The organism is Amycolatopsis sp. NPDC028719 (assembly GCF_055565395.1).
In genome coordinates this window covers 244,463-262,215 of the sequence record NZ_JBVHUL010000010.1, presented here as the reverse complement: position 1 = coordinate 262,215, position 17,753 = coordinate 244,463, and the positions used below count along the sequence as shown (strand labels likewise).

Annotated in this window: 22 protein-coding genes; 4 read left to right on the top strand and 18 right to left on the bottom strand. The window is 70.6% G+C overall.

The genetic code is table 11. The annotated features are described in order from the left end of the window. Positions 1–5: 5 nt before the first annotated feature. Positions 6–479 (bottom strand): Lrp/AsnC family transcriptional regulator, encoded by a 474-nt coding sequence (locus tag ACZ4TR_RS37805; RefSeq protein WP_364514155.1) that lies wholly within the window; start codon positions 477–479, stop codon positions 6–8. 281 nt (positions 480–760) lie between these two features. On the opposite strand from ACZ4TR_RS37805, the gene ACZ4TR_RS37800 reads away from it, so the two are divergent. Both ACZ4TR_RS37800 and ACZ4TR_RS37795 read left to right on the top strand, forming a co-directional pair. Next, on the top strand, positions 761–973 hold the full coding sequence (locus tag ACZ4TR_RS37800) for a BldC family transcriptional regulator (RefSeq protein WP_072474890.1): 213 nt from the start codon (positions 761–763) through the stop codon (positions 971–973). Between the two features lie 153 nt (positions 974–1,126). Continuing rightward, complete coding sequence (locus ACZ4TR_RS37795; RefSeq protein WP_284748096.1) at positions 1,127–1,312, top strand: hypothetical protein; 186 nt, start codon at positions 1,127–1,129, stop codon at positions 1,310–1,312. 34 nt (positions 1,313–1,346) lie between these two features. On the opposite strand, the gene ACZ4TR_RS37790 is transcribed toward ACZ4TR_RS37795, so the two are convergent. From ACZ4TR_RS37790 to hemL, 7 genes are all read right to left on the bottom strand, one after another. After that, the gene (locus ACZ4TR_RS37790) at positions 1,347–2,735 is read right to left on the bottom strand and encodes a MinD/ParA family ATP-binding protein (protein ID WP_364514152.1); all 1,389 of its coding nucleotides are present in this window, start codon (positions 2,733–2,735) and stop codon (positions 1,347–1,349) included. A 75-nt stretch (positions 2,736–2,810) separates the two neighbouring features. Continuing rightward, positions 2,811–3,779 (bottom strand): c-type cytochrome biogenesis protein CcsB, encoded by a 969-nt coding sequence (gene ccsB / locus ACZ4TR_RS37785; protein WP_465292923.1) that lies wholly within the window; start codon positions 3,777–3,779, stop codon positions 2,811–2,813. A 3-nt stretch (positions 3,780–3,782) separates the two neighbouring features. Next, positions 3,783–5,378, bottom strand: a complete 1,596-nt coding sequence (gene resB, locus ACZ4TR_RS37780; RefSeq protein ID WP_465292922.1) for a cytochrome c biogenesis protein ResB — start codon at positions 5,376–5,378, stop codon at positions 3,783–3,785. Further along, positions 5,375–6,148 carry a cytochrome c biogenesis CcdA family protein gene (locus ACZ4TR_RS37775; protein ID WP_465292920.1) on the bottom strand — a complete coding sequence of 258 codons (774 nt, stop codon included), beginning with the start codon at positions 6,146–6,148 and terminating at the stop codon, positions 5,375–5,377. Before ACZ4TR_RS37775 ends, resB begins: the two co-directional genes overlap by 4 nt. A gap of 287 nt (positions 6,149–6,435) precedes the next feature. After that, the gene (locus ACZ4TR_RS37770; RefSeq protein ID WP_465292918.1) at positions 6,436–7,008 is read right to left on the bottom strand and encodes a TlpA family protein disulfide reductase; all 573 of its coding nucleotides are present in this window, start codon (positions 7,006–7,008) and stop codon (positions 6,436–6,438) included. Continuing rightward, positions 7,005–7,631, bottom strand: a complete 627-nt coding sequence (locus ACZ4TR_RS37765) for a histidine phosphatase family protein (RefSeq protein WP_364514140.1) — start codon at positions 7,629–7,631, stop codon at positions 7,005–7,007. The genes ACZ4TR_RS37770 and ACZ4TR_RS37765 overlap by 4 nt, the downstream gene beginning before the upstream one ends. After that, positions 7,628–8,929, bottom strand: a complete 1,302-nt coding sequence (gene hemL / locus ACZ4TR_RS37760; protein ID WP_465292916.1) for a glutamate-1-semialdehyde 2,1-aminomutase — start codon at positions 8,927–8,929, stop codon at positions 7,628–7,630. The genes ACZ4TR_RS37765 and hemL overlap by 4 nt, the downstream gene beginning before the upstream one ends. Before the next feature lie 61 nt (positions 8,930–8,990). Between hemL and ACZ4TR_RS37755 the strand changes: the two genes are divergently transcribed. After that, a complete protein-coding gene (locus ACZ4TR_RS37755) occupies positions 8,991–9,467 on the top strand; it encodes a TspO/MBR family protein (RefSeq protein ID WP_465292914.1) in 477 nt (158 codons plus the stop codon). Here ACZ4TR_RS37755 and ACZ4TR_RS37750 read toward each other — a convergent pair. The 6 genes from ACZ4TR_RS37750 to ACZ4TR_RS37725 form a co-directional block, all read right to left on the bottom strand. After that, a complete protein-coding gene (locus ACZ4TR_RS37750; RefSeq protein ID WP_465292913.1) occupies positions 9,464–9,958 on the bottom strand; it encodes a hypothetical protein in 495 nt (164 codons plus the stop codon). The genes ACZ4TR_RS37755 and ACZ4TR_RS37750 overlap by 4 nt on opposite strands. An 87-nt stretch (positions 9,959–10,045) precedes the next feature. After that, the gene (locus tag ACZ4TR_RS37745; protein WP_465292911.1) at positions 10,046–11,248 is read right to left on the bottom strand and encodes an ABC transporter permease; all 1,203 of its coding nucleotides are present in this window, start codon (positions 11,246–11,248) and stop codon (positions 10,046–10,048) included. After that, positions 11,245–11,949, bottom strand: coding sequence for an ABC transporter ATP-binding protein (locus ACZ4TR_RS37740; protein WP_465292909.1), 705 nt, complete (start codon positions 11,947–11,949; stop codon positions 11,245–11,247). The genes ACZ4TR_RS37745 and ACZ4TR_RS37740 overlap by 4 nt, the downstream gene beginning before the upstream one ends. After that, a complete protein-coding gene (locus tag ACZ4TR_RS37735; RefSeq protein ID WP_465292908.1) occupies positions 11,946–13,235 on the bottom strand; it encodes an efflux RND transporter periplasmic adaptor subunit in 1,290 nt (429 codons plus the stop codon). Before ACZ4TR_RS37735 ends, ACZ4TR_RS37740 begins: the two co-directional genes overlap by 4 nt. A gap of 82 nt (positions 13,236–13,317) precedes the next feature. Then, positions 13,318–13,770: a nitroreductase/quinone reductase family protein gene (locus tag ACZ4TR_RS37730; protein WP_465292906.1), complete on the bottom strand. Its 453-nt coding sequence runs from the start codon at positions 13,768–13,770 to the stop codon at positions 13,318–13,320. Continuing rightward, complete coding sequence (locus ACZ4TR_RS37725) at positions 13,767–14,546, bottom strand: SDR family oxidoreductase (RefSeq protein WP_465292904.1); 780 nt, start codon at positions 14,544–14,546, stop codon at positions 13,767–13,769. Before ACZ4TR_RS37725 ends, ACZ4TR_RS37730 begins: the two co-directional genes overlap by 4 nt. A gap of 108 nt (positions 14,547–14,654) precedes the next feature. Here ACZ4TR_RS37725 and ACZ4TR_RS37720 point away from each other — a divergent pair, with 108 nt between their 5' ends. Next, a complete protein-coding gene (locus tag ACZ4TR_RS37720; protein WP_465292902.1) occupies positions 14,655–15,299 on the top strand; it encodes a TetR/AcrR family transcriptional regulator in 645 nt (214 codons plus the stop codon). Positions 15,300–15,335: 36 nt separating this feature from the next. On the opposite strand, the gene ACZ4TR_RS37715 is transcribed toward ACZ4TR_RS37720, so the two are convergent. The 4 genes from ACZ4TR_RS37715 to hemB are packed head-to-tail and all read right to left on the bottom strand — an operon-like array spanning position 15,336 to position 17,684. Continuing rightward, the gene (locus tag ACZ4TR_RS37715; RefSeq protein ID WP_465292900.1) at positions 15,336–15,680 is read right to left on the bottom strand and encodes a hypothetical protein; all 345 of its coding nucleotides are present in this window, start codon (positions 15,678–15,680) and stop codon (positions 15,336–15,338) included. 13 nt (positions 15,681–15,693) lie between these two features. Beyond that, positions 15,694–16,140 (bottom strand): hypothetical protein, encoded by a 447-nt coding sequence (locus ACZ4TR_RS37710; protein WP_465292898.1) that lies wholly within the window; start codon positions 16,138–16,140, stop codon positions 15,694–15,696. Continuing rightward, complete coding sequence (locus ACZ4TR_RS37705) at positions 16,137–16,694, bottom strand: hypothetical protein (RefSeq protein ID WP_364514105.1); 558 nt, start codon at positions 16,692–16,694, stop codon at positions 16,137–16,139. The genes ACZ4TR_RS37710 and ACZ4TR_RS37705 overlap by 4 nt, the downstream gene beginning before the upstream one ends. A gap of 18 nt (positions 16,695–16,712) precedes the next feature. Then, positions 16,713–17,684, bottom strand: a complete 972-nt coding sequence (gene hemB, locus ACZ4TR_RS37700; RefSeq protein ID WP_465292896.1) for a porphobilinogen synthase — start codon at positions 17,682–17,684, stop codon at positions 16,713–16,715. Positions 17,685–17,753 lie beyond the last annotated feature (69 nt).

The window sequence follows — 17,753 nt, the reverse complement described above, 5'->3', positions numbered from 1 at the left end:
GCAGGCTACGCGCCGCCCGCCCGGTCCCGCTGCAGGCCCGCGTTGTTCGGACGCCCCTCGAAGCGGGTCGAGAGCACGACGGTGGTGTTCGTCCGCCCGACGCCGGGGATGCGGCGCAGGCGCCCGAGTGTTCGCTCCAGCTCGTCGACGGTCGGCACGCGCACCTTGACGACGAAGGCCTCGTCACCCGCCACCGCGTAGCAGCTCTCGACCTCGTCGAGCTCGGCGAGCGCGTCGGCGACGTCGTCCTCCGTGGCGGTGTCGGTCGGGTGGATGCTGACGAGGGCGGTGACGCCGAGGCCGACCGAGTTCGGGTCGACGACCGCGTGGTAGCCGGTGATCACGCCGGCGGCCTCCAGCTTGCCCACCCGCTCGTGCACCGATGACGCGGAGAGGCCGACCGCCCGCCCGAGGTCCGCATAGGTGGCCCGTCCGTTGATACGCAACGCCGCGATGATCTTCCGGTCCAACTGATCCACGGGGATCACTCTATGCGGTTGGACAATCCCCCATTGGCACCACGCCTCGCGGCCGATGACCGGGCCCGACGGCATCCGGGCACGTCAAGTGACCGTCGATTTAGTTGCACAACGTAAGCAAACTGTCCGTTTTGACCTTTAAGGGCTCTTTACTCGCGGACAACCGTTCGAGTACCCGACGGGTGAAGTGCAACGATTGCCGTGTTGGCTACCCCGGCGGAACGGGCCAGAAGGGCCCGGACGCCTCCGGTATAGCAGTGAGGTCGTTAAGGAGGCGGAAAATGACCGCGACGATGGGCGGACGCCTGCTCACCCCTGGCGAGGTGGCAGCACTGTTCCGGGTGGACCCCAAGACGGTCACCCGGTGGGCGACGGCGGGCCGGATCGGCTCGATCCGGACCCCGGGCGGGCACCGGCGGTTCCGGGAGTCCGAGGTGAACGAGCTCCTCGCGGAGCTGACCACGGACGCCAGCGAACCGGCCCGCAAGGCCTGAACCATCTCGAGCGCCGGGCCGTGTGGGGTACGGGGGATTTCCCCCCGCCCCGCGCGGCCCTTCGTGTACCGGTCGTCACCCCGCTCGACGGGGTTCGAGCCGAAACCCGGTTCGACGGGTTAACCTCGGGGGACCCTTACGGAAGGATCCGGCATGCTCGCTCTGCTCGCAGCGGTCGGCGCGCTGGTCGTCGCACTGCTCCTGTGGCGGTCGTTCGCCGGTCAGCGGGTCGGGGTCACCTCGCCCCCGCGCCGCGCCCCGATCGCCCCGGACGACGACCCCGACTTCCTGCGCCAGCTGTCCGAACAACAGCGCAAGCGCCGGGACGAAGACGGCTGAGCTTTACTTTCGCTTGCCCGGACCCGGTGACGGCTCAGCGGTAGCCCTGGGAAAGCGGGGTGGCGAAGCCGTCGGCCACCGTCGCGGCCAGGTCCAGCAGGGCCAGGCGCGTGTCGCCGGACAGGCGGTCCAGCTCGATCTCCGCGCCCTCCTCCAGGTGCGGGTCGAACGGCACCTTGCACACCGCCCGGACCTTCGCCCCGAAGTGGGCCGACAGCTTGTCGAGGTCGACCGAGCCGCCCTTGGGCCGGACCGAGTTGATCACCGCGACCGAGCGCTTCACCAGCTCGCCGTAGCCGTGGGCCTCGAGCCAGTCGAGCGTCGCCGAGGCGCTGCGGGCGCCGTCGACCGAGCCGGACGACACGACGACCAGCGCGTCCGCGACGTCGAGGACGCCCTTCATCGCCGAGTGCATCAGGCCGGTCCCGCAGTCGGTGAGCACGATGTTGTAGAAGTGCTCGAGCAGGTTGACCGTGCGCCGGTAGTCGTCCTCGGAGAAGGCCTCGGAAACGGCCGGATCCTGCTCGCTGGCGAGGATTTCCAGCCGGCTGGAGCCCTGGGACGTGTACGACCGGACGTCGCTGTAGCGCGTGATGCGGGCCGCGTCGCGCAGCAGGTGGCGGACCGTCGCCGTCGTCTCCAGCGGGAGCTTCTGCGACAGCGTGCCGCGGTCCGGGTTGGCGTCCACCGCCACCACGCGGTCACCGCGCAGCGAAGCGAACGTCGCGCCCAGCGTCGTGGTCACCGTCGTCTTGCCGACGCCGCCCTTCAGCGACAGCATCGCGATCTTGTAGCACCCGCGCAGGGGCTGGTTGACGCGCGCGATGAGGTCACGGCGCTGCGTGTCCGCCGGGCTTTCGCCCGGGTTGATCAGCTTGCCGGAGCCCACGTAGATCGCCTTGCGCCAGCCCGACTGCGGCGGCCGCTTGACCTGCTTGACCAGGTGCGCGGTCGACAGGTCGTGGCCGTGGCCCGGCTGCTGCGGCGGCGCCGCGTGCCGGCCGCCCTGGGGCTGCGGCAAGCCCGAAGGCTGTCCCGGAGGCTGCTGCGGGTACTGGGCCTGCGCCTGGGCGTACTGCTGCGCCGGGTCGCCGTACTGCTGCGGCTGCAGCGGCGGAAGGTTCTGGTCGTAGCCGTAGCCCGGAGGCACCTGGTGCGGGCCCGACACCGCGGGGTTCACCTGGTGCGGCCCCGAGGCACCGGGAGGCACCTGGTGGGGCCCGGACACCGCCGGGTTCGGCGGCGGCGCGACCGCCTGCGTCGGCTGCACGTCGAAGGCCCCGGAGGTCTCCGGATGCGGGTGTGAGTCCGTCCGGTCCTCGGCGAACAGGCCGGCCTCCGGCCGCTGCGGGGCAGCGGCCGGTTCAGCCGGTTCAGCCTGTTCGGGGTGGCCAGGAGCCGATTCTTCGCTGGGTCCGGTCACCGGTGTAAACCTCCGCGCACTCCGCCCGACATCTTCCCCCTGAAGACGACGGTAGTCGGAGTACCCGCGGGTTGCTCAGCCCACCCCGGCGTACGAGTGCAAGCCCGCCGTGACGAGGTTCACGAAGAACAGGTTGAAGATCATCGCCGCGAACCCCACGATGTTGATCGCCGCGGCCCGGGCCCCGCGCCAGCCCGCGGTCGCCCGCGAGTGCAGGTAGGCCGCGTAGATCACCCAGGCGATGAACGCGACGGTCTCCTTGGGGTCCCAGCCCCAGAACCGGCCCCAGGCCGACTCGGCCCAGACCGCGCCGCAGAGCACGCCGAAGGTGAAGACGGGGAACGCGAAGATCGTCGTCCGGTAGGCGATCCGGTCGAGGACGTCGGCCGCGGGCAGCTTCGAGGCGAACCGGGCGAACTTCGTCTCGTCCTTTTCGTAGGCCGAGCGGAACAGGTAGAGCACGCTGGCGACGCCGGGCACCAGGAAGACGCCGGAGCCGATGATGGCCGCCGAGACGTGGATGACCAGCCAGTACGACTGCAGCGCGGGCTGCACCGGCGCCGCGGTCGTGTACAGCAGCGTGCCGTTGATGAACATCAGGATCACGACGGGCAGCAGCAGGAAGCCGGTCAGGTGCCGGACCGGGAACTTCTTCATGACGACGATCCAGGTGACCACCGTGATGAAGGTGACCGCCATGCCGTACTCGTACATGTTGCCCCACGGCGCGCGGTGCACGGCGAGGCCGCGCAGCACGATCGCCGACAGCTGCAGCAGCGCGCCGAGCACGAGCAGCGACGCGCCCATCTTGCCGATCCGCTCGGGCCGGCCCGCCGTGCGCTGGGCGGCCTGGACCTCTTCGACCGGCGGCCCGCCGGCGCCGACGAGCTCACGCGCCCGGAGCTTCGCCCGCTCGGTGGCCAGGCGCCCCTTGGCGCCGAAGCCCTGCTCGATCAGCGTCATCATCAGCGCGACGACGTAGATCGCCGCGGCGGTGGTGTAGAGCCAGTCGCTGTACTGGGACAACGTCTCGTCGATCGGCATGCCTCAGCCTTTCTGACCACTGATCAGGCGTTCACTGATCCGGTGGAACTCTTCGCCGTACCCGGCCTGGTCGGTGCGGGCCAGGCCGGCGACCTCGATCACGGTACCCGGGTCGTCGTCGGTCCCCGGCTTCACCCGCACCCACAGCCGCCGGCGCTTGACCAGCAAGGACGCGCCGAGGCCGAGGAACATCGCGATGGCGAAACCGAGCACGAACCCCTGCGTCGGGTCGTGGGAGACCTGCAGGGAAACCCAGTGGTTGACGCCGTCGAAGCGGATCTTCGTGCCGTCGTCGAGCTTGATCTCCTGGCCGACCTTCATGTTCTCGCGGGCGATCTTCTTCAGCCTGCCGTCGTCCACGAGCGACTGGTCGATCTCGAACACCGACTGGCCGCGCCCGGCGTCCAGGCCGAGGTCGCCGCGCATGATGTCGACGGCCACCGCGGGGTCGTTCAGCTCCGGCGCCGACGACGTCAGGACGTTGCCGTGCAGGAACGACGTCGGCGCGAACAGCCCGGTGATGGCGAGCTGGCGGGTCCGCCGCTGCACCTCGTCGGTGACGCCGGGCTGGTCGAACTTCGTCGCGCCCTCGGCGAGCATCGTGGTCGGGTCGACCGTGCGCCATTGGGTGTTCTGGGTGCGCTTGTCGCCGTTGGGGAAGGTCACCGTGAACTGCGGCGAGTAGCCCTGGCCGAGCAGGTAGACGCGGTCGCCGGCGGTGCGCAGCGGCGAGTTGACCTCGAGGCCGTACGGGCGCCAGGTGTTCGTGTCGAGGTCTTCGCCGGACTGGTACTGGATGTTCGCGTGGTAGTACTCCGGCTCGCCGGCCGGGGTGTACCGCACGGTGAAGTCGTTCACCTTCACGCAGAACGGGTCGAGGTCGGTGCCGTCGACGCGCAGGCCGGCGTTGAAGGAGTCGTAGTTGTAGATGCCGGAGTTGCAGAAGCTGTCGCCGTCGGCCTGGACGATGACCTGGCCTTCGTAGCCGTAGAGCTTGCCCAGCGCGAAGAACACGATCAGGCCGAGCATGCTGAAGTGGAAGAGCAGGTTGCCGGTCTCGCGCAGGAACCCGCGTTCGGCGGAGATCGTGCGGACGCCGCCGGCTTCTTCGCGCTCGACGCGGCGCCAGCCGGAGAGTTGCTTGTGGACGGCCGCGATCTCGGCGCTGACGTCGGACTTGCCGCGGCCGAGCCGGTAGTGCGGCATCCGCGCGAGGTTGCGCGGGGTCAGCACCGGCTTGGCGCGCATCGCCTTGACGTAGTCGAAGCTGCGCGGGGTCAGGCAGCCGACCAGCGAGATCATCAGCAGCAGGTAGATGGCCGAAAACCAGATGCTGGAGTAGACGTCGTAGAACTCGAGCTTGTCGAGCAGGGTGCCCCACCAGCCGTGGGCGGCGATGTACTCGTCGACCTTGGGGGCGTTGAGCTTCCGCTGCGGCAGGAGCGCGCCCGGCAGCGCGGCCAGGGCGAGCAGGAACAGCAGGACGAGCGCGGTGCGCATCGACGTCAGGCCGCGCCAGGTGTTGCGGACGAAGGCGAAGGTGCGCTTGGCGGGGGTGGGCCCCTGCGGTGCCGCGGGCGGCGCTTCCGTGGTTGTCACAACGGCAGCCTCAGGTCGACGGCGAGTTCGTTGCGGAGCCAGCCCATCAGATCTCCCCACACGCCGGTGACCAGCAGGACGCCGACGATCAGCAGCAGCGCACCGCCGAAGATCTGCACCTGACGGCCGTGCCGGCGCACCCAGTCGGTGGCGCGCACGGCCCAGCGGGCGCCGAGCGCGATGAGCAGGAACGGCAGCCCGAGGCCGAGGCAGTAGACGGCGATCAGCAGGTACCCGCGGGCCTCGGCGCCGCCGGTGGCGCTGGCCAGGGTGGTGACGGCGGAGAGCGTCGGGCCGATGCAGGGCGTCCAGCCGAGGCCGAAGATCGCGCCGAGCAGCGGAGCGCCCCAGACGCCGCCGCGCGGGACGTGGTGCGAGCGGACCTCGCGCTGCAGGCCGGGGATCCAGCCGAGGAACACGAGAGCCATGGCGATGGTGAGGACGCCGCCGATGCGCTGCAGGAGGTCCTGGTTGAGGGTGAGCGTGGCCGCGAGCCAGACCAGGGTGCCCATGGTGGCGACGAACACGACGGTGAACCCGAGCACGAACAGCAGCGCGGCGCCCACGACAGCCCAGCGGCCGTTCTTGCGCTCCTCATCGGCGCTGACGGCGGGGGCGTCCGCACCGACGAGCGCGGCGAGGTACGCGAGGTACCCCGGCACCAGCGGCACCACGCACGGCGAGGCGAAGGAGATGGTGCCGGCCAGCAGCGCGACGCCCGCGGCGAGCAGCAGCGGTCCGGAGATCGCCAGCTCGGTCACGGAGTTCACCCCGTTGAGGGTAGGCAGTGAGGTCCTGGTGAGAACGCCGGGGCCGCTTCACAGGACCTCGGTCACAGCAGATCAGGACCTTGGTCCCGGTCGTTTCGGCGGCCGCGCGGCGGTTCACCACCCCGAAGCCCGATTGTGACTACGGACGGCAGCACCGCGTCAAGGCGGGAAAGATGCCTTGACCCGGCACTCCCGTCCGTGTTCTGGCTTCGGATCGGGGTGGTGGGCGGGGTCTGGGTGGGTGCCGGTTCCGCCTTCGGCTGCCGGGGTGAGTCCCTCGGTGCCGGTCAGGCCGGTTCCGCCTCCAGGCTCTTCGTCACCGGGAGCAGGTCCTGGGCCAGCACCGGCCGCAGGAACACCGCCGCGACCCGGTGCTGTTTGTCCAGCACGATCGTCGACGGGATGATGTTGCGCGGGTAGCCGCTCAGCTTGAGCAGCACCCGGCCGTCCGGGTCGTAGATCGACGGGTACGTCAGCTTGCGGTCGCGGACGAAGTCCTGCGCCACCTCGCGCGCCGGGTCGCGGACGTCGATGCCCACCACCTGGATGCCGGGCGCCTGGCGGGCCAGCGACTCCAGCTCCGGCACCTCCGTGCGGCACGGCCCGCACCACTGGCCCCACAGGTTGAGCACGACGACCTTGCCGGGGAAGTCCGCCAGCGACAGCTGCTTGCCCTCGTTCATCAGGTCGTCGCCCGCCAGGACCGGGGCCGTCTGGCGCTGGGCGAGGTCGTAGGTGATGTCGACCTTGCCGCCCGGGGACACGAAGCTGAAGCTGCTCCCCTGCACCACCGCGTCCTTGCCACTGCTGCAGCCGGCCAGGGCCAGCATCGCGAGCGCGGCGAAGAAGACGCGTTTCATGCCCCGGTCACCTTCGGGTCCGTCGTGCCCGCGGGCTCGCTGTAGACGATCTCGCGCAGTTCGTCGCCGTCGAAGACCAGCGATGTCAGCGACGCCAGCGAGCACTGGCGGCGACGCGGGTCGTGCCACAGCCGCTTGCCCTCGAGGAACCGCCGGAGCGTCCAGATCGGCAGCTGGTGCGACACGCAGAGCGCCTCGTGACCCTCAGCCGCCTCCCGCGCCCGGTGCACCGCGCCGAGCATCCGGTGCGCGATCTCGACGTACGGCTCGCCCCACGACGGCTTGAACGGGTTGACCAGCTTCGGCCAGTGCCGGGGCTCCCGCAGCGCTCCGTCGCCGACCGCCACGTGCAGGCCCTCGAACTGGTTGCCGGCCTCGATCAGGCCCTCGTCGGTCGCGATGTCGAGCCGGTGCGCCGCGGCGATCGGGCCCGCCGTCTCCTGCGCGCGCTGCAGCGGCGACGCGACGACGTGCACGAGGTCGTGGCCCGCGACGGCCTCGGCGACCGTCAGCGCTTGGCGCTGCCCGCGCTCGGAGAGGTGATAACCGGGCAGACGGCCGTAGAGGATCTTCTCGGGGTTGTGCACTTCGCCGTGCCGCAGCATGTGAACGACGGTGGTCACTTGACCGCCTCCGCCGCCGCGCGAGCCGCCGCCGGCAGAGCCGCTTCGATCACCGAGAACGCTTCGTCGTCCATGGCCGCGTTGACGAACCAGGCCTCGTACGCGCTCGGCGGCCCGTACACGCCCGCGTCGAGCAACGCGTGGAAGAACGCCGGGTACCGCCACGTCTCGGACGCCTGCGCGCCGGCGTAGTCGCGCACCGGCTGGTCACCGAAGAACACGCTGACCAGGTTGCCCGCGTACTGGACGTTGTTCGCGACCCCGGCGGCGCTCAGTTCGCGCCGGAAGAGGTCGCCGAGGCGCTTCGCGTTGGCGTCGAGCGCCGCGTACACGGCGTGGTCGGCCGCGCGCAGCGTCGCGAGGCCCGCGGCCACCGCCACGGGGTTCCCGGACAGCGTCCCGGCCTGGTAGACCGGCCCGCCCGGGGCGAGCTTGGCCATCACGTCGGCGCGGCCGCCGAACGCCGCCGCCGGCAGGCCGCCGGACATCACCTTGCCGAACGTGTAGAGGTCGCCGGCCACGCCTTCGAGGCCGAACCAGCCCGCGGCCGACACGCGGAAGCCCGTCATCACCTCGTCCATGACCAGCAGCGCGCCGTGCTCGTGGGCCAGGTCGCGCAGGCCGGCGTTGAAGCCTTCGTCCGGCGCGATCGCGCCCATGTTGCCCGCGGCGGCTTCGGTGATCACCGCGGCGATCTCGCCCGGGTTGTCCGCAAAGGACTGCCGGACGGCGTCGAGGTCGTTGTACGGCAGCACCAGCGTGTCCGCGGCCTGGGCGCCGGTGACGCCCGGCGACGTCGGCAGCCCGAGCGTCGCGACGCCGGAGCCGGCCTGGGCGAGCAGCGCGTCGACGTGACCGTGGTAACACCCGGCGAACTTCACGATCTTCGACCGGCCGGTGAAGCCGCGGGCCAGCCGGATCGCGCTCATCGTGGCCTCGGTGCCGGAGTTGACCAGGCGCACCTGCTCGACGGGCTCGACCCGGCCGATGATCTCCTCGGCCAGCTCGACCTCGCCGATGGTCGGCGTGCCGAACGACAGCCCGGACGACGCCGCCGCGCGCGCCGCCTCGACGACCGACGGGTGCGCGTGGCCCAGGATCATCGGGCCCCAGGACGACACCAGGTCGACATAGCGGTTTCCGTCGGCGTCCCACAGGTGCGGGCCCTCGCCGCGGACCATGAACCGCGGGGTGCCGCCGACCGAGTTGAACGCCCGGACCGGCGAGTTCACCCCACCCGGGACAGCCGCCTTCGCCCGTTCGAACCATGCCTTGGACTGCTCGGTTCCAGTGCTCACGGTTCCAGTCTCGCAAACCCGCCTAGGATGGCCGGACGCCGCCCGGGGAGGGGAACAGCCGGTGACCGAACGTGCGTCACAGCGCAACCCGTGGCTGGTGCTGGCCTGCTTCCTCGGTGTCGTCGCCGTGGTGGCCGTGGTCGGCGCGCTGGCCGCGGCCTCGTCGCGTGAGGTCTACGCGCGGCTCGAACTGCCGTCGTGGGCGCCGCCCGGGTCGCTGTTCGGTCCGGTGTGGACGGTCTTGTACGTCCTGATCGCGGTGTCCGGCTGGCTGTACTGGCGCACGGACGGCGAAACCCGCGGGTTCGCCGCGTACGGCATCGGGCTGCTGGCCAACCTGCTGTGGACGCCGCTCTTCTTCGAGGGCGGCGCGGCGAAGGCGGCGCTCGTCGACATCATCGTGCTGGACGTCGTCGTGGTCGTGACGATCGTCCTGTTCGGCCGCCGGTCGAAGGCCGCCGCCGCGCTGCTCGTGCCGTACCTCGCCTGGATCCTCTTCGCGACGGCGCTCAACACCGCGATCATCGCGCTGAACTAGCGGGCGGCCTCCTGGGTGATGGCCTGCGCGGCCACGGTCCCGTCGTCGCCCGCCTGCCCCTGGACGACGACCGTCGAGCCCGGCTTGAGGTCCGAGAGCTTGCCCTGCTGGGTCACGCCGACCTTGGTCGAGTCCGATGTGGACACCTTGACGTCGGTGCCCTGCGCGGTCTTCACGTACACGGTGGTGCCGTCGACGTGGTCGACCGTGCCCGTGGTGCCGCGGCCGCCCGCCCCGCGGAAGCCGCCTTGCCCGGCGGTGCCCTGGGTACCGCCCTGGGCACCCGCAGCCGGCCGGGTGGGCGCCGAAGGGGATGAGGAGCCGAACGCCGCGTGCGTCCAGGCACCGCCGCCGAACGCGATCGCGAGCACGACCAGCCCGGCCAGCACCAGCGTGGTGCGGGAAAACGGCTTCGCGGCCCGCCGCATCTCCTCGTTCAGGTCACCGCCGACCGCCGGGTTGGCGATGATCTGCTCCGGGCTCGGCTCCAAAGCCGCACTTTCACGTGAAAGTGCGGGTCCCTCGTACTCACTTTCACGTGAAAGTGCGGGCTCGGTGGGGGAAGACATGGGGACTCCTTATTCGTGACGCAGGGCATCGATCGGCCGCAGCTTGGCGGCCCGGTTCGCCGGGAAGCTGCCGAAGAACAACCCGATCAGGGCCGATACCGCGAAGGCGAGCAGGATCGACGAAGGCACCACGACGGGTTTGATCCCGGAGATGGTGAACTCGCTGCCGATGAGCCCGATCGCGACGCCGAGCAGCCCGCCGAAGAGGCTGAGCATGGTCGCTTCGGCGAGGAACTGGCCGAGGATGGCCGCGCGGGGGGCGCCGATGGCCTTGCGGATGCCGATTTCGCGGATCCGCTCGGTCACCGTGACGAGCATGATGTTGGTGACGCCGATCCCGCCGACCAGCAGCGAGATCGCCGCGACCGCCGCCAGCAGCACGGTGAACGTCTCGGTCGCCGACGTCCGGGTCGCGAGCAGCTGTTCGGAGTTCTGGATCTGGTAGTCGGCGGCGCCGCCGAGCCGGATGCTGTGGCGGGCGTTGAGGATCGCGGTGATCTCGGCCTGGGCGAGCGAGACGGAGTCGGCGCTGGTGGCCTGGACGGCGATCTGGCTGAGGCTGCCGTAGCCGGCCAGCGAGTTCTGGACGGCCGAGATCGGGGCGATCGCGACGTCGTCGGCGTTCTGCAGACCGGTGCTGCCCTTGGCCTGCAGCACGCCGATCACGGTGAACTGGATGCTGTTCAGCAGCACGTTCTTGCCGACGGGGTCGGCGGTCCCGAAGATCGACTCCGCCGTGGTCGGGCCGAGGACGACGACCTTGCGCGCGGCCGTGACGTCTTCGCTGGTGAACAGCCGGCCCTGGGCGAGGTCGCGGTTGGTCGTCGCGAAGTAGGCGGGTTCGGTGCCGGCGACGGTGGAGATGTCGTACGACGTCTGCCCGTAGGTCGCGGTCGCCGTCGTGTTCACCACCGGCGACGCGGCTTTGACGTCCGGCGCGCCGACGGGGTCGACGAGCGCGTGCGCGTCCTGGACGGTCAGCGGCCGCGCCGACGCGCCCTGCCCGCCCCCACGCGCCGGGGACACGTTGACGACGTTGGTGCCGAGACCCTGGATGCTGGCCGCGATGGCCGCCGACGCGCCGTTGCCGACCGCGACCAGCAGGATCACCGCCGCGACGCCGATGGTGATGCCGAGCGTGGTGAGCGCCGAGCGCAGCTTGTTCGCGGTGAGCCCGCGCACGGCGAAGCGCAGGACTTCGAAGAAGTTCACGAGACCGCCCCCACCGCGCGGGTCACTTCGTCCGACACGATGAGCCCGTCGTCGACCCGCACGACGCGGTGCGCGTGCGCGGCGACCTCGTCCTCGTGCGTGATCACGACGATGGTGCGGCCGAGCCGGTTGAGCCGGTCGAACACGCCGAGGACGTCCTCGGTGCTGTGGCGGTCGAGGTTGCCGGTGGGCTCATCGGCCAGCAGCATCGCCGGGCCGGTGACCAGCGCCCGCGCCACGGCGACGCGCTGGATCTGCCCGCCGGACAGCTCGCTGGGCAGGTGCTTGGCCCGGTCGGACAGCCCGACCATGTCGAGCGCCGCGAGCGCGCGACGGCGGCGTTCGGACCGCCGAAGTCCACTGTAGACCAATGGCAGTTCCACATTGGACATCGCCGAGGTCCGCGGCACCAAGTTGAACGACTGGAAGATGAACCCGATCTTCCGGTTGCGCAGCAACGCCAGCTGCCGTTCGTTGAGCTTCCCGACGCCGAAACCGTCCAGCAGGTACTGGCCGGACGTCGGGACGTCGAGGCAGCCGAGCATGTTCAGCAGCGTCGACTTGCCGGAGCCCGAAGCGCCCATGATGGCGACGTACTCGCCGGGCCACACGGTGAGCTCGACGCCGCGCAGCGCGTGCACGGCCGTCTCCCCGGCGCCGTAGGTCTTGCGCAGCCCGGAGACCGCGATCACCGGGTTCACCCGCGGCCGCCGAAGCCGCCGCCGGTGCCCGTGCCGCGCTGGCCGCCGCCGGGGAAGCCCCCGGTCCCACCGCCGGGGAACCCACCGGTGCCGCCCGTCCCGGTGCCGGTCCGGCCGGTGCCCGTGCCGCCGGTCGAGGCCGTCGCGGTGAGCACGACGTTCTCGCCCTCGGTCAGCCCGGACGTGATCTGCACGGTGGACTCGCCGCGGATGCCGATCTGCACCTGCCGCGTGACGTTCCGGCCGTTCTCCTGCACGGTGACGACGTTGGTGGTACCGGCCGTCGTCACGGCCGCGGCCGGCACGCTCAGCGCGTTTTCGGCGGAGGCGACGGTGATCACGACGCTCGCCGACTGGCCGGGCCGCAGCCCGTCCGGCGGGTCGGTCAGGGCCAGCTGCGCGCCGTAGGACACGACGCTGCCGCTCGTCGTCGGCGTCAGGTTGATGCTCGAGACGGTCGCCTGGATCGGCTTGTCGGGCAGCGCGTTGAGCGTCACGGTGGCCTTCTGGCCCGCCTTGACCTTGCTGACGTCGATCTCGGCGACCGAGGTGTTCACGACGAGGCCGGTCAGGTTCGTGATGGTGATGAAGCCGCTGCTGCTACTGGTACTGCTCGACGTGGCGCTGTTCGACGAGCTGCCTTGGCTACCCTGGCCGCTCCCGCTGGAGGACGACTGGGAGCTGCTGCTCGAAGCCGAGCCGCTGGTGGACTGCTGCCCGACCGTGCCGTTGACCGCGGTGACGGTGCCGGCGCCGGGCGCGTAGAGCGTCGTGTTGTCGAGGGTTTCCTGCGCGGTCTGGACGTCGAGCTGGGCTTGGTCCAGCTTCGCCTGCGCGGACGTGACGCTGTTCGCGGCCGACTGCGCGCTGTTCTGGCTGTTCTGCCCGGTCGCCGGGGTGTCTTCGGCGTCCTCGGCGGAGTCCAGGTTGTCCTGCGCGACCGCGAGGTTCGCCTTCGCGACCTGGAGCTGCTTCGCCGCCTGCGTGCTGTCGATCGTGGCGAGTTTCTGGCCGGCGCTCACGACGTCGCCGACCTTCACGTCGATCGAGGTGACCTTGCCCGCGCTCGAGAAGTTCGCAGCGCCGGTGTAGCTGCTGGCGAGCGTCCCGGCGGCGGAGATGGTCTCGGTGACCGTCGCGCGGCGCACCGGGGTGCTGCGCGTCTGCGCCTGCGCCGTGCTCGGTTCGGGGCTGAATGCCTGGTATATCCCGAAAGCCGCTCCGGCCAGCAGTACGACCAGAGCACCGTTGATCACCCATGCCTTCGAGGCACGCACGCGCGTCATGCGGCAACAGTGTCGCCGCCGCTTAGCAATTGACTGTTCGTTCCCTGTGCGGGAGCTGTGTATCAGGTGGCGGCGGGCACGATCACGGCCGAGGGCGGAAGCTGATGCGCATCAGCCGGCTGTCAGCCCAGTCTTCGAGCCGGGTCGGCCGGATGGTGCCGGGGTCGTGGGGCTGATTGAGATCCGCCACGATCTCCGCCAGCACGGCCTGCCGTTCGGCCGGGTCGGTGACCGGCGTGGCCCGTGCCGGCAGATCCGCGCGGACCCCGTTCTTGAGGTGGAACGTGAAGTCGGGATGGGCGAGCAGGTTCGCATGCCAGCCGGTCGCGGCACCGCCGGCGCCGCTGCACAGATACGTTGCGCCCGCAGCCCGGTAGAAGAAGATCTCGATGCGGCGTGTTCGGCCGGTGCGGCGCCCCAGCGTCGTGATGTCGATGATCCTTTCCCTGGTGCCCGCGGCGGGGGTGATCTCGATGGCCCGCCGGATGGGGTCGGGCAGGTGGGACAACGACGCGTTCGTGCCCGGGGTGCTCATGCGGTCTCGGCCTGAAGGGCGGGGCCGAGGAGGAGTCCACCGTCGATGACGTACTCCGACCCCGTGATGAACGACGCGTCCGATGACGTGAGGAACAGGAGCAGCCGGGTGACGTCGGCCGGCTCCCCGAGCCGGGGGATGGCGAACGGCTCGGGTGAGTAGAAGTCGGCGATGGCCGCGACCGCGCCGGCTGCTGGTTCGTGGATGAAGGAGGTCGAGATCACGCCGGGGTGGATGGTGTTCACCCGGATGTGGTCGCGGCCGAGCTCGAGGGCTGCCGTTTGGGTGAGGCCTCGCACGGCCCACTTGCTGGCGACGTACGGCGCGTAGTGCGCCGTGCCGCCCAAGGCCATGGTCGAAGCGATGTTGACGATGGCTCCCCCTGCCGCGCGGCGCAGAGCGGGGGCGGCGGCCTTGATGCCGAGGAAGGTCCCGGTGAGGTTGACGTCGAGGATGCGCGACCACGTGGCCTGGTCCGTGTTCTCGATCGTCGCGGGCGGGTTCTGCACGCCCGCGTTGTTGACGAGCACGTTCAGGGCGCCGAAGGCGCTCTCGGCGGCCAGCACAGCGGCGGACCACGAGCTCTCGTCGGCGACGTCGAGGCGGGTGAAGCGAGCGCGGGACCCTAGCTCGTCGGCGAGAGCGGCGCCGCGGTCCGCGTCCAAGCCGCCGATCACCACGTTCGCTCCCTCCGCGTGGAAGGCGCGCACGTGGCTCGAGCCCTGGCCGCCGGTTCCCCCGGTCACGAGCACGGTCTGGTTGTCGAAGCGAGGCATCGGATGTTCCTTCGGTACGTGGAGTGGTGAGCCAGTCGACTCACCACTACCCCGACACTAGGTCGGCGACAGTGGCGAGTCAAGCCACTCACCTCGTATGCTGGGCCCATGAGCCGTGTCGTGACGACGTATCACCAGCGCGTTGCCCAGGAGAAGCGCGCGCTGATCGTGACGGCCGCGACCGCGCTGTTTCTCGAGCTGGGCTACGACCGGACGTCGCTGGCGCGGATCGCGGAGCGCTCGGGCGTCTCGCGGGCCACCTTGTTCAAGCAGTTCCCGACCAAGGCTGCGTTGTTCGACGCCATCGTGACCGAGGCCTGGTCGGCCGCCGGCGAGGAGGATCCGCCGCCGGCGGGCAACGTCGTCGACGGGCTCGGCATCATCGGCCGCCGTTACGCCGAGCTGCTGGGCCGTGCCCGGATGACCGACCTGTTCAGGATCGTCATCGCCGAGCTGCCACGGTTCCCCGAGCTGGCCCATGCGCAGTTCTCGCACGGGAAGATGCCCTACTTCGAGTCCGTGCGCAGCTACCTCTCGGCCGAGCACGAGGCGGGAACGGTGCGGGTCGAGGACGTGGACCTCGCGGCCACCCAGTTCCTCGGCATGATCTCCAACTACGTCTTCTGGCCGGCACTCCTGGTGCCGGGCTGGGAGGTGAGCGCCGAACGTGTCGCTCAGGTGGTCGACGAGGCCGTCCGCACCATCGCCGCCCGGTACGCCACGACTGGACCAGGGGCGTCCGCCAGCGACTGAGTCCGTCGGCCGCGACGGAGTCCTGCTGCTACACCCTCATCCGCGAAGAGCCGGCTTGGGGTGCCGCGCACGGACCGCGAGCGAGAGCTGACGCACCGCGTCGACCAGCAGGATCGCGGCGACGGTCCCGAGCCCGATGGCGGCGGCGAGCATCCCGCCGAAGTACCGGTGCGACTCGAGCGTGGCGCCGTCATCGGTGCGGGTGACGACGATGGCGGCCCCGCCGTGCCAGCAGGCGTAGGCGGCCCACCCGGCGGCGACGGCGAGCACGACCTCCACGACGGCGACGAGCGTTCGCCAGGGCTTGTGCAGCCGAGCTTGCGGGCCGGGCTCTTCGGACGGCCAGAGCTCGGCCCCGGTGGGCTGCGGAAGGTCGATCACGGAAGCGATTTTCTCATGCTTCCTTCGGCGTCGCCCGGACGAGCCGGTCGAGCGCGTCCTGGAGGGCTTCGACGTCCTTCGCCCACGCCAAGACGACTGTGCCGTCCACCAGCTCCACCGGCAGCGAGTCGTACTTGCGCGGCACGGACCAGCCACCGCCGAGCACCCGCGCCCCGACCGGGGCGCCGACGTCCTTCACCGACGCCAGCTGGTCCGCCGCGATCTTCTCGCGGCCCTGGCGCAGCTGCTTCGTCGTGACTTCCAGCGAGAGGAACCGGCGCCGCGCGTACACCCACGGCACCGTGATCACGCACAGCCCGGCGCCGACCAGCAGCCAGCCCACGACGTGCACCGGCCCGCCCGTCACCAGCTCGGCCAGCGCGCCGACCAGGGCGAACACCGGGCCCCACACGATGGCGGCCCAGCTCACGCCGGACTCGGCGTAGAGCCGGTCGCTCACGGCTTGCGGCCGGCCTTCGGGAAGTAGCCGGCCACCGACGGCAGGTACATCATCACCAGCGCGATGACGAACAGCAGCACCGCGACCAGCGTCAGGTAGTTGATGATCGGCGCGACGACCATGATCAGCAGCACCATGACGATCGGCAGGACGGTGAGCACCGTCCGGGCCGAGCGCGTGCCCTCGCGGGCCTTGTACGCGAAGAGCAGGAACAGCAGCGTGAACACGATCGCGCCGCCGAGCAGGTACCACAGCAGCGCCGTGACGCCGTCCGCGATCATCTGCGGCGTGTACTTCGGGTCCGTCGTGCCCTTGACGTACTGGTCGATGACCGCGGACTTGCTGGTCAGCAGCTGGACGTAGCTGAGGATCAGTACCACGCCGCCGGCGAGCCACAGCCAGAACGAGATCGCCACGGGCCGCGGCGGGTTCGCCTTCGGCGCCTTCTGGCCCGGCAGCACCGGGTCCGGCGAACGACCTTGTTTACGCCGTTCGTCGTCGGTGAGGCCCGAGAGGTCTTCGGTGTCAGCTTTTTCGGGATTACTGTCCGCCACGCGCGAGACTCTAGCCGGTCAGTCCAGCCAGGCAGCGGCCTCGGCGGCCCAGTACGTGAGGATCATGTCGGCGCCCGCGCGGCGGATCGACGTCAGCACCTCGAGGACCGTGCGCTCGCGGTCCAGCCAGCCGTTCGCCGCGGCCGCCTCGACCATCGCGTACTCGCCCGAGATGTTGTACGCCGCCACCGGCACCGGGGAGATGTCCGCGGCCGCCTTGATGACGTCCAAATAGGACAGTGCGGGCTTGACCATGATCATGTCCGCGCCCTCGGCGAGGTCCAGCTCGATCTCGCGCAGCGCCTCGCGGCCGTTGCCCGGGTCCTGCTGGTAGGTCTTGCGGTCGCCTTTGAGCTGCGAGTCGACGGCCTCGCGGAAGGGACCGTAGAACGCGCTGGCGTACTTCGCGGAGTAGGCGAGGATCGCCTTGTCGCGGTGCCCGGCCTCGTCGAGCGCGCGGCGGATGACGCCGATCTGGCCGTCCATCATCCCGGACGGCCCGAGCACGTGCGCCCCGGCTTCAGCCTGCGCGACGGCCATCTCGGCGTAGATGCGCAGGGTGGCGTCGTTGTCGACCCCGCCGTCGGCGTCGAGGACGCCGCAGTGGCCGTGGTCGGTGAACTCGTCGAGGCAGGTGTCGGCCATCAGCACGGTGGCGTCACCGAGCTCGTGCCGCAGGTCGCGCAGGGCGACGTTGAGGATGCCGTTCTCGGCGACCGCGCCGGAGCCCTCGGCGTCCCGCGTCTCGGGGATGCCGAAGAGCATGAGCCCGCCGACTCCGGCGTTGACCGCGTCGACGGCGGCCTTGCGCAGCGTGTCGCGGGTGTGCTGGACGACGCCCGGCATGCTCGAGATCGCCTTCGGCTGGTCGAGGCCCTCGGCGACGAACATCGGGAGGATCAGCTGGCGCGGCCGCAGCGTCGTTTCACCGACCAGCCGGCGCATAGCGGGCGTGGTGCGGAGCCTGCGGGGACGATGCTCGGGGAACACCCTTCCAAGTTACTCCGGCTCTGATCGTCGGAGTTCCGCAAGGGTGCCCAGAGCGCCCCAATGTGGCCT

Bases quoted from the DNA above. Each gene is read 5' to 3' on its own strand.
- ACZ4TR_RS37800 (WP_072474890.1), top strand. From the start codon at position 761: ATGACCGCGACGATGGGCGGACGCCTGCTCACCCCTGGCGAGGTGGCA.
- ACZ4TR_RS37795 (WP_284748096.1), top strand. From the start codon at position 1,127: ATGCTCGCTCTGCTCGCAGCGGTCGGCGCGCTGGTCGTCGCACTGCTC.
- ccsB (WP_465292923.1), bottom strand. From the start codon at position 3,779: ATGCCGATCGACGAGACGTTGTCCCAGTACAGCGACTGGCTCTACACC.
- ACZ4TR_RS37770 (WP_465292918.1), bottom strand. From the start codon at position 7,008: ATGAAACGCGTCTTCTTCGCCGCGCTCGCGATGCTGGCCCTGGCCGGC.
- ACZ4TR_RS37735 (WP_465292908.1), bottom strand. From the start codon at position 13,235: ATGACGCGCGTGCGTGCCTCGAAGGCATGGGTGATCAACGGTGCTCTG.
- ACZ4TR_RS37730 (WP_465292906.1), bottom strand. From the start codon at position 13,770: ATGAGCACCCCGGGCACGAACGCGTCGTTGTCCCACCTGCCCGACCCC.
- ACZ4TR_RS37725 (WP_465292904.1), bottom strand. From the start codon at position 14,546: ATGCCTCGCTTCGACAACCAGACCGTGCTCGTGACCGGGGGAACCGGC.
- ACZ4TR_RS37720 (WP_465292902.1), top strand. From the start codon at position 14,655: ATGAGCCGTGTCGTGACGACGTATCACCAGCGCGTTGCCCAGGAGAAG.